Source organism: Pseudomonas sp. IPO3747, assembly GCF_013385245.1.
GTDB lineage: Bacteria > Pseudomonadota > Gammaproteobacteria > Pseudomonadales > Pseudomonadaceae > Aquipseudomonas > Aquipseudomonas edaphica.
On sequence record NZ_JACAQL010000009.1, the window covers coordinates 1 to 10,925 of the forward strand.

Here is a 10,925-nt window from a genome sequence, read left to right on the forward strand (position 1 = left end):
CAACGGTCACGCTGCCGTTCGATTGATTCACACCGATGGTAATGGTTTGGCCGTTATCCAAAGTCACAGTCAGTGGGTTGGTGATGTTGGTCACCGCATTACCCGACTTGTCGACCAGCGACGCGGTGTAAACGATGTTGCCGCCTTCGCCAACGGTGGTGGTGGCGGTCAGCACCACATCCACTTTGTCGATGGTGTCGTTGATCGTCGTGGTCGCGCCGTCGCCCGCCACTTCCAGCTTCTCGAAGTTACCGCCAGCAGTGTCAGTGATCTTGACGGTTTGAGTGCTCTTATCGATGAACACGTCATCGCTAGNNCGGAGCCAACGGTGTCGCCAGCTTTGATGGTGATGGTCGAGCCGTTATCCAGTTTCAGGGTTACGTCAGTACCGGCCTTGTTGCTCAAGGTCGCGGTGTACGTAATCTGACCACCTTCATTGACTGCGCTTGGCGCGGTCAACGTGACGGTAGTGGTGTTATCAGTACCCGGAGTATCGGTGACAGTGGTGCTGACAGGCGTAGTACCTGGCACCAGGTTTTCGAAGTGCTCACCGCCAGTCACGTTAGTAATAGCGGTAGTGACGGTCTGGTCGCCCTTGTACACGTCATCTGGAGCTACAACGGTCAAGTTGCCGCTGGACTGATTAACGCCGATGGTGATGGTCTGGCCGTTATCCAGGGTCACGGTCAGCGGGTTGGTGATGTTGGTCACCGCATTGCCCGACTTATCGACCAGCGACGCGGTGTAAACGATGTTGCCGCCTTCGCCCACTGTGGTCGTTGCGGTCAGCACCACATCCACTTTGTCGATAGTGTCGTTAATGGTCGTAGTTGCACCATCACCAGCCACTTCCAGTTTTTCGAAGTTACCGCCAGTGGTGTCGGTGATCTTGACGGTCTGAGTGCTCTTGTCGATGAACACGTCATCGCTAGGCGCTGCAACAGTCACGGAGCCGACGGTATCGCCAGCTTTGATGGTGATGCTCGAACCGTTATCGAGTTTCAGGGTTACGTCAGTGCCCGCTTTATTGGAGAGCGTAGCGGTGTAAGTGATCTGACCACCCTCGTTCACTTCAGACGGAGCCGTCAGTGTCACGGTGGTGGTGTTATCGGTACCCGGAGTATCGGTGACGGTGGTGCTAACAGGCGTAGTACCTGGCACCAAGTTTTCGAAGTGCTCACCGCCGGTCACATTAGTGATAGCGGTAGTGACGGTCTGGTCGCCCTTGTACACGTCATCTGGAGCTACAACTGTGACGTTGCCGCTGGATTGATTCACGCCGATGGTGATGGTCTGGCCATTATCCAAAGTCACGGTCAGCGGGTTGGTGATGTTGGTCACCGCATTACCCGACTTGTCGACCAGCGACGCGGTGTAAACGATGTTGCCGCCTTCGCCGACGGTAGTGGTGGCGGTCAGGACCACATCCACTTTGTCGATGGTGTCGTTGATCGTGGTTGTTGCGCCGTCGCCGGCAACTTCCAGTTTTTCGAAGTTGCCGCCAGTGGTGTCAGTGATCTTGACGGTCTGGGTGCTCTTATCGATGAACACGTCATCGCCAGGTGCAGCAACGGTCACAGAGCCGACGGTGTCGCCAGCTTTGATGATGATGCTCGAACCATTGTCGAGTTTCAGGGTTACGTCAGTACCGGCCTTGTTGCTCAAGGTCGCGGTGTAGGTGATTTGACCACCTTCATTGACTTCGTTTGGCGCGGTCAACGTGACGGTGGTGGTGTTATCAGTACCCGGTGTATCGGTGACGGTGGTGCTGACCGGCGTGGTACCTGGCACCAAGTTTTCGAAGTGCTCACCGCCGGTCACATTAGTGATAGCGGTTGTGACGGTCTGGTCGCCCTTGTACACGTCATCCGGAGCTACAACTGTGACGTTGCCGCTGGACTGATTCACGCCGATGGTGATGGTCTGGCCATTATCCAAAGTCACGGTCAGCGGGTTGGTGATGTTGGTCACTGCCGCGCCGTTTTTATCCACAAGGCTGGCGGTGTAAACGATGTTGCCGCCTTCACCGACGGTGGTGGTGGCGGTCAGAACCACATCGACCTTGTCGATGGTGTCGTTAATGGTCGTAGTTGCACCATCACCAGCCACTTCCAACTTTTCGAAGTTACCGCCAGTGGTGTCGGTGATCTTGACGGTCTGAGTGCTCTTGTCGATGAACACGTCATCGCCTGGCGCTGCAACAGTCACGGAGCCAACGGTATCGCCAGCTTTGATGGTGATAGACGAACCGTTATCCAACTTCAGCGTTACGTCAGTGCCTGCTTTATTGGAAAGCGTAGCGGTGTACGTAATCTGACCGCCTTCGTTGACGTCGCTTGGCGCGGTTAACGTGACGGTGGTGGTGTTATCGGTACCCGGAGTGTCGGTGACGGTGGTGCTGACCGGTGTGGTACCTGGCACCAAATTTTCGAAGTGCTCGCCGCCAGTCACATTAGTAATAGCGGTAGTGACGGTCTGGTCGCCCTTGTACACGTCATCCGGAGCTACAACTGTGGCGTTGCCGCTGGACTGGTTCACACCGATGGTAATGGTCTGGCCATTATCCAAGGTCACGGTCAGCGGGTTGGTGATGTTAGTCACCGCATTACCCGACTTGTCGACCAGCGACGCGGTGTAAACGATGTTGCCGCCTTCACCAACGGTGGTGGTGGCGGTCAACACGACATCCACCTTATCGATAGTGTCGTTGATGGTCGTAGTTGCACCATCACCAGCCACTTCCAGCTTCTCGAAGTTGCCGCCAGCAGTGTCAGTGATCTTGACCGTCTGGGTGCTCTTATCGATGAACACGTCATCGCCAGGCGCCGCAACAGTCACGGAGCCAACGGTGTCGCCAGCCTTGATGGTGATAGTCGAACCGTTATCCAACTTCAGCGTTACATCAGTACCCGCTTTATTGGAAAGCGTAGCGGTATAGGTGATCTGACCACCCTCGTTCACTGCAGAGGGCGCCGTCAGCGTCACGGTAGTGGTGTTGTCGGTGTCCGGAGTGTCGGTGACAGTAGTGCTAACCGGCGTAGTACCTGGCACCAGGTTTTCGAAGTGCTCACCGCCAGTCACGTTAGTGATAGCGGTAGTAACGGTCTGGTCGCCCTTGTACACGTCATCTGGAGCTACAACGGTCACGCTGCCGTTCGATTGGTTCACACCGATGGTAATGGTCTGGCCATTGTCCAGAGTCACGGTCAACGGATTGGTGATGTTAGTCACCGCATTACCCGACTTGTCGACCAGCGACGCGGTGTAAACGATGTTGCCGCCTTCACCAACGGTGGTGGTGGCGGTCAGAACCACATCGACCTTGTCGATGGTGTCGTTGATGGTCGTAGTTGCACCATCACCAGCCACTTCCAACTTCTCGAAGTTGCCGCCAGCAGTGTCAGTGATCTTGACCGTCTGGGTGCTCTTATCGATGAACACGTCATCGCCAGGCGCCGCAACAGTCACGGAGCCAACGGTATCGCCAGCCTTGATGGTGATGGTCGAGCCGTTATCCAACTTCAGCGTGACGTCAGTGCCCGCTTTATTGGAGAGCGTAGCGGTGTACGTAATCTGACCACCTTCGTTTGCCTCGGGCGGAGCCGTCAAGGTGACCGTCGTGGTGTCAATCGAGTCGGTAATCGTGGTGACCGCAGGCGTAGTGTTCGGCACCAGGTTTTCAAAGTTGCCGCCGGTCGCGCCAGTAATGGTGGTGCTCACCGTACTGCCATTCACGTAAACGTCGTTCGGTGGAGTGTCGACCACCACACTGCCGACAGATTCGCCAGCTTTGATAGTGATCACCGAGCCATCGCTCAAGGTGACAGTTACCGGGGTTTGCGCCGGGTTGGTCAGGGTGGCGGTGTAGGTAATCTGCCCACCTTCGGTAACGGTATTGGTAGCCGTCAGCGAAACAGTGGTGGTGTCGATCGAATCGGTGATCGTGGTGACCGCAGGCGTAGTGCTCGGTACCAGGTTTTCAAAGTTGCCGCCGGTTGCCCCGGTGATGGTGGTGCTGACGGTCGAACCGTTGTTGTAAACGTCGTTCGCCGGGGTATCCACGACGACGGTGCCAACCGACTCCCCAGCCTTGATCGTAATCACCGAGCCATTGCTCAAGGTGACAGTCACCGGCGTCTGCGCCGGGTTGGTCAAGGTGGCGGTGTAGGTAATCTGGCCGCCTTCAGTCACGGTACTGCCCGCCGTCAGTGTGACGGTGGTGGTATCGATCGAATCAGTAATCGTAGTAACCGCAGGCGTCGTGCTCGGTACCAGATTTTCAAAGTTGCCGCCGGTCGCACCAGTAATAGTGGTGCTGACAGTCGAACCATTGTTGTAGACATCGTTCGCCGGAGTGTCCACGACGACGGTGCCAACCGACTCCCCAGCCTTGATCGTGATCACCGAGCCATTGCTCAAGGTGACAGTCACCGGCGTCTGCGCCGGATTGGTCAAGGTAGCGGTGTAAGTGATCTGACCGCCTTCGGTCACGGTGTTACCCGCCGTCAGCGTGACGGTGGTGGTGTCGATCGAATCAGTGATCGTAGTAACCGCAGGCGTAGTGCTCGGCACCAGGTTTTCGAAGTTGCCGCCGGTCGCACCGGTAATAGTAGTGCTGACAGTCGAGCCATTGTTGTAAACGTCGTTCGCCGGAGTATCGACAACAACAGTGCCAACCGACTCCCCAGCCTTGATCGTGATCACCGAGCCATTGCTCAAGGTGACAGTCACCGGGGTTTGCGCCGGGTTGGTCAGGGTGGCGGTATAGGTGATCTGACCGCCTTCAGTCACGGTATTGCCCGCCGTCAACGTGACGGTGGTGGTGTCGATGGTATCGGTAATCTGCGTAACGGCCGGGTTCGGGTCAATCGTCAGCACCAGGTTGTTGCCGCCGGTGGTGCCGGTGACGTTCACGTTGATCTGGCTTGGGTCGATGTACGGGCTGTCATTCGGTGCCAGCGGCACGTTAACGGTGCCGGTCAGTTGGCCGGCGGTGATGGTGATCACGGCACCGTTGGACAGGGTGATGCTCAGGTCATTGATCGGCGGCTGCGTGACGGTGGCGGTGTAGGTCAGCACACCACCAGCTTCAGTGATGGTCGGCGTTGCGCTCAGCGTCAGGGTCGACGTCTGCAAGACCAGGTTGCCATTGCCACCGGCGCCCTGGGCGCCCGTGAGTTGGGTCGTTGTTGCGGCGCCCTGGCCCAGTGGGCCGGTCGGGAAGCCGATCGTCGGGTCGACACGGCCAGCCGTCGCGTCCAGTACAACAAAGCTGTGGCCCCCGCCCGCAGCACCATTACCGGCAGCCGTCGCGCCGGCGGCGGTAGCATCCAGGTCGGTGGTCGGGTCGGCGCCCGCAACGATGGCTTGCTGCAGTTCAGCAACCGACGGCGCGGCGTTTTCGGCGGCAGCGGCCAGGTCGAGGCTGGAGTCCGGCAGGTCGGCGCTCCACTGGGTTTCACGGCCCAGGTCCAGGGTGCGGCCGTCGGCCAACTCAAGGCTCACAGCGCCGGACATGCCGGTGTCGATCTGGTCGCCTGCGAACAGACGGTCACCTTCTACTAAAACACGACGCGTCCCTTCCGGAGAAATAACGAAAACTTGACCAACAATGCTTTTGACGATGGCAACTACACTGCTCATTAAAGATTTCTCCGGCGATCCGTTACTGATGAATTCCATGTGACCGCTCGCGGGGGGGGAGGGCCAAACAGGAGGGGTGTAGTATAAGTAGTTACTGACGTCAAATAATTGGCTAGATTTATTCGTTATCTAGTTTATGCCAAAGTATTGACCTTATGGTCGCCATCCTAAACAATTGGTCCCGTAATGTCACATTGATATTTATGCGGCGAACCGTCCTACATGTGTGAAGCAGTTCCGCTTTTTGAACTTTCCGACGTACGGTCATTACGGTAGCCATTATCCGACGCAGCGGTACCAATCGCTGTGATTTGAGACAAGAAGTCCTGGGGAATTTTTAAATGCGTTTGAACCTGTTCAAGGCAATACCGTTCGTACTCGCCGCCGGTTTCGTACAAGCCCAAACATTGCCCCAGGCCATGCAGCAGGCGCTGGATGTGCACCCGGAAATCCAGGCCGGCGTGAACAGCCGTATCGCCGCCGATTACCAATTGCGCGCCGCTCAAGGTGGTTACTTGCCGCGCGTTGACCTGAACGCCGGTTACGGTCGCGAAGGCACCGATAACTCCACCACCCGCGCCGCCAACGGCCCAAACGGCAACCACTGGGACACGCTCAACCGCGGCGAGTCCAGCCTGCGCCTGCAACAGATGATTTTTGACGGTTTCGCCACGTCCAGCGAAGTTGGGCGTCAACAAGCCAACGTCAACTCCCGTGCTTATTCCTTGCTCGGCACCTCCGAGCGCACCGGTTTGACCGTGGCCCAGGTCTACCTGGACGTGTTGACCCGCCGCGAATTCGTGCGCCTGGCCGAAGAGAACCTGCGCAACCACGAACGCATCTACGACCAGATCAAATTGCGCACCCAGCGCGGTGTCGGCAACGGTGCCGACCAGGACCAGGCCGAAGCGCGTCTGGCCCAGGCTCGCAACAACCTGATCACCGAGCAGACCAACCTGGCCGACTCCCAGGTCAACTACCTCAGCGCCGTCGGCCAGATGCCCGACCAGCTTGAGCGCCCAGCGCCATTTATGGCCATGCTGCCGGCGGACCTGAATGAAGCCCGTCGCCAGATGCTCGATAACAGCCCGATCCTGCGCTCGGCCGAGTCGGATATCTCCGCCGCCGAGAGCCAGTACGAAGCTGCCAAGTCGACCTTCTACCCACGCTTTGATGCCGAGCTTGGCACCAACGCCGATAACAACGTAGCCGGCGACGCCAGCCATAACAACGGCTGGGAAGCCATGGTGCGCATGCGCTTCAACCTGTTCGCCGGTGGCAGCAACAAGGCCGACTTGCAGTCCAAGTCGTACCAGACCAGCCAAGCCCTGGATATCCGTAACAACGCCTTGCGCCAACTCAATGAAGAACTGGGCCTGGCCTGGAACGCCTTGAACAACGCCAATGCGCAGTTGCCGGTTGCCCAGCAATACGTCGACCACAGCACCCGGGTGCGTACTTCGTACCAGCAGCAGTTCAGCCTCGGCCAACGAACCCTGCTCGACTTGCTCGACAGCGAGAACGAATTGTTCACCGCTTCCCGTCGTCTGGAAGAGATCAAGAACATTCAGTTATTTACTCAGTATCGAATCAAGGCGACCATGGGTGAATTGCTCAAAAGCCAGGGAGTGGTCGCACCGATGGCGTCCGTCGTACAGAACGACGTGAAACCTAAAGTTCAACTGCCTGGGATGAATTGAGCCACCCCAATAGCCCCATCTGTTAGTCGAGAGTGCGCCGCGTGGAATCCGAAGTCAGTCGAGTTCATCTCAGTCATGATCCACGCACGCTCCACGACGACCCGTTACTGGACGGGTTATTGGCGCTCTGTGCCCTGCATCAAAAACCTGCCAGCGCGGCCATGCTCACCACCGGTTTGCCGCTGCCGTCGCAGCGACTGAGTGCCGAGTTGCTGCCGCGTGCAGCCGCGCGTGCCGGGCTGCAAGGCCGGGTGTTGCAGCGCAAGCTGGAGCAGATCCCGACGATTGCACTGCCGGCGCTGCTGTTGCTCAAGGACGGCCGCAGTACTGTGCTGGTGGGTTGGCAAGGTGAAGACGAAGCACGCATCCTGCTCAGCGAAAGCGACGGCGGTGAAGTACTGATCAAGCGTGAGCTGCTGGCCAATGACTACATCGGCAAAGTTTTCTTCGCCCAGCCTCAGCACAAATTCGACGTCAACCACGGCACCCTGATCCCTCGGGCGCGTTCGTGGTTTCGCGACACGCTCAAACGTTCGCGCTGGCTCTACACCGACGCCATCGCCGCGAGCTTCCTGATCAACATCATCGCCATGGCCGCGCCGCTGTTTGTGATGAACGTGTACGACCGTGTCGTGCCAAACCAGGCCACCGCGACCCTCTGGGTGCTGGCCGTGGGTATCTGCGGCGCCTACCTGTTCGACTTGGTTCTCAAAAGCCTGCGCAGTTTGTGCCTGGACCTGGCGGGCAAAAAAACCGACCTGATCATCTCGGCCACGCTGTTCGAGCGCATTGTTGGCATGTCCATGAAGTACCGCCCGGCACGGGTTGGCAGCTTCGCGCAGAACATCCATGAGTTTCAGAGCCTGCGTGATTTCCTCGCATCCTTGACCCTCACCAGCCTGATCGACCTGCCGTTTACCCTGCTGATTTTCCTGGTGATCGCCATCCTGGGCGGGCACCTGGTGTGGATCCCGGTATTGGCCTTCCCGCTGGCCCTGGGCATCGGCTATGCCCTGCAAAAACCGCTGGTGGCGACTATGGAGCGGACCATGGCCCTGGCCGCCGAGCGCCAGTCCAGCCTGATCGAAACCCTCGCCGGGCTTGATGCGGTCAAGGTCAACAACGCCGAGAGCGAGCGCCAGTACGGCTGGGAACAGACCATCGGCACCCTCAGCCGCCTCGAGCTGCGCGTGAAGTTGCTGTCGGGCCTGTCGATGAACATGACTTTGCTCATACAGCAACTGGCCGGCGTGATCATGATCGTGTTCGGCGTTTACCAGATCATCGACGGCAACCTCAGCATGGGCGGCCTGATTGCCTGCTACATGCTCAGTGGCCGCGCCCTGAGCCCGCTGGCCTCGCTGTCGGGTCTGCTGACCCGTTACCAGCAAGCCAAGGTCACCATGACCTCGGTGGACCAGATGATGGAACTGCCCCAGGAGCGCAATTTCGAAGAGCGGCCCATGAGCCGCCGCACCCTGCAAGGTGCCATTGAGTGCCGTGGCCTGAACTTCACGTATCCGAACCAGCAGAACGCCGCGCTGAGAAATATCAACCTGGTGATCAAACCGGGCGAGAAAATCGGCATCATCGGCCGCAGTGGCTCGGGCAAAAGCTCCCTGGCCAAACTGATCGTCGGCCTGTACCAGCCCGACTCCGGCGCCTTGCTGGTGGACGGCGTGGACGTGCGCCAGATCGACGTGAGCGAGTTGCGCCACAACATCGGCTACGTCGCTCAGGACATTCAATTGCTGGCCGGCACCCTGCGTGACAACCTGGTTTCCGGTGCGCGCTATGTAGAAGACGAAATGGTCCTGCAAGCCGCAGAGCTGGCCGGCGTGCACGAATTCGCCCGCCTGCACCCACAAGGTTACGAACTGCAAGTGGGCGAGCGTGGGCAGAACCTGTCCGGCGGCCAGCGCCAGAACGTCGCACTGGCCCGTGCGCTGCTGCTCAACCCGCCCATCCTGCTGCTGGACGAACCCACCAGCGCCATGGACAACACCGGTGAAGAACGCTTGAAACAACGCCTGCAAGCTGTGGTGCAAAGCAAGACCGTGGTGCTGGTGACGCACCGTGCCTCACTGCTCTCGCTGGTGGACCGCCTGTTGGTGGTCGACCGTGGGCAGATCCTCGCAGACGGCCCGAAAGCCGTGGTTATGGAAGCGTTGAAAAAGGGGCAGATCAGTGTTGCTTAACTCCATCAAAAGCGCGGTCGGCCGCTACTTCAAAGGCACCGACTCGCTGCAGGGCCAGCCCCTGCCTGAAGTCAACAAAGCGCTGATCGAAGATGCGCCGAGGGTGATCCGCCTGACCATCTGGGCCATCATCGCGTTCTTCATATTCCTGGTGACCTGGGCCGGTTTTTCCAGCATCGACGAAGTCACCCGTGGCGACGGCAAGGCGATTCCGTCGTCCAAGCTGCAGAAAATCCAGAACCTGGAAGGCGGCATCGTCTCCGAGCTGTATGTGAAGGAAGGCCAGATCGTCGAAGCCGGTGCGCCGTTGATTCGCCTCGACGACACCCGGTTTGTCTCCAATGCCGGCGAAACCGAAGCCTTGCGCCTGGCCATGCAACTGCGCGTCGAGCGCCTGAGTGCGCAGGTGGATGACCGTCCGCTGAACATCCCGGATGACGTGCTCAAGGCTGCGCCCAGCCAGGCCGCTAACGAGCGCTCGCTGTATGAAAGCCGCCGTCAGCAATTAAAAGACGAAGTCGGTGGTTTGCAGGAGCAACTGGTGCAGCGCCAGCAGGAACTGCGCGAATTCAGCTCCAAGCAAGGCCAGTACCGCAGCCAGTTGTCCCTGCAACGCCAGGAAATCAACATGTCCGAGCCGTTGGTGGCCCAGGGCGCGGTATCGCCGGTGGAAGTATTGCGCCTCAAGCGCGCCGAGATGGAAACCCGCGGTCAATTGGACGCCACCACCCTGGCGATCCCTCGCGCCGAGTCGGCGATCAAGGAAGTGCAGCGCAAGATCGACGAAACCCGTGGCAAATTCCGCAGCGAAGCCCTGACCCAACTCAATGAAGCCCGCACCGAGCTGAACAAGGCCGAGTCCACCGGCCGTGCCCTGGAAGACCGCGTCAGCCGTACCTTGGTCACCTCGCCGGTGCGGGGCATCGTCAAGCAGCTGTTGGTCAACACCGTGGGCGGCGTGATCCAGCCGGGCAGCGACATGGTCGAAATCGTGCCGCTCAATGACACCCTGCTGGTGGAAGCCAAGATCCGCCCGCAAGACATCGCCTTCCTGCACCCTGGGCAAGAAGCGATCGTCAAATTCACCGCCTATGACTACACCATCTATGGCGGCCTCAAGGCCAAGCTTGAACGCATCGGTGCCGACACCATCACCGATGAAGACAAGAAAACCACCTACTACATGATCACCCTGCGCACTGATCGCAGCCACTTGGGCACCGACGAGAAGCCGTTGCTGATCATTCCTGGCATGGTGGCTTCGGTGGATATCATTACCGGCAAGAAAAGCATCCTCAGCTACCTGCTCAAGCCGATCATCAAGGCGCGGGCCGAGGCGTTGCACGAGCGCTGATCTTCGGCGCCTGTTGTGACCTCATCGCAG

Annotated in this window: 3 protein-coding genes and 1 pseudogene; 3 read left to right on the forward strand and 1 reads right to left on the reverse strand. The window is 58.8% G+C overall.

All coding sequences use genetic code 11. From position 1 onward, the window contains the following. Window positions 1–5,643, reverse strand: a pseudogene (locus HX790_RS13295) (retention module-containing protein); the annotation flags it as partial. Window positions 5,644–5,984: 341 nt separating this feature from the next. Between HX790_RS13295 and HX790_RS13300 the strand changes: the two are divergent. Genes HX790_RS13300 through HX790_RS13310 form a run of 3 tightly spaced genes read left to right on the forward strand, consistent with a single transcriptional unit; the run spans window position 5,985 to window position 10,895 of the window. Next, window positions 5,985–7,343: a TolC family outer membrane protein gene (locus tag HX790_RS13300; RefSeq protein WP_017136621.1), complete on the forward strand. Its 1,359-nt coding sequence runs from the start codon at window positions 5,985–5,987 to the stop codon at window positions 7,341–7,343. Window positions 7,344–7,384: 41 nt separating this feature from the next. Then, complete coding sequence (locus tag HX790_RS13305) at window positions 7,385–9,541, forward strand: type I secretion system permease/ATPase (RefSeq protein ID WP_026013663.1); 2,157 nt, start codon at window positions 7,385–7,387, stop codon at window positions 9,539–9,541. Next, the gene (locus HX790_RS13310) at window positions 9,531–10,895 is read left to right on the forward strand and encodes an HlyD family type I secretion periplasmic adaptor subunit (protein ID WP_017136619.1); all 1,365 of its coding nucleotides are present in this window, start codon (window positions 9,531–9,533) and stop codon (window positions 10,893–10,895) included. The genes HX790_RS13305 and HX790_RS13310 overlap by 11 nt, the downstream gene beginning before the upstream one ends. Window positions 10,896–10,925: the final 30 nt, after the last annotated feature.

Excerpts from the sequence above, each read along its gene's own strand:
- HX790_RS13300 (WP_017136621.1), top strand. The coding sequence starts at position 5,985 with ATGCGTTTGAACCTGTTCAAGGCAATACCGTTCGTACTCGCCGCCGGT.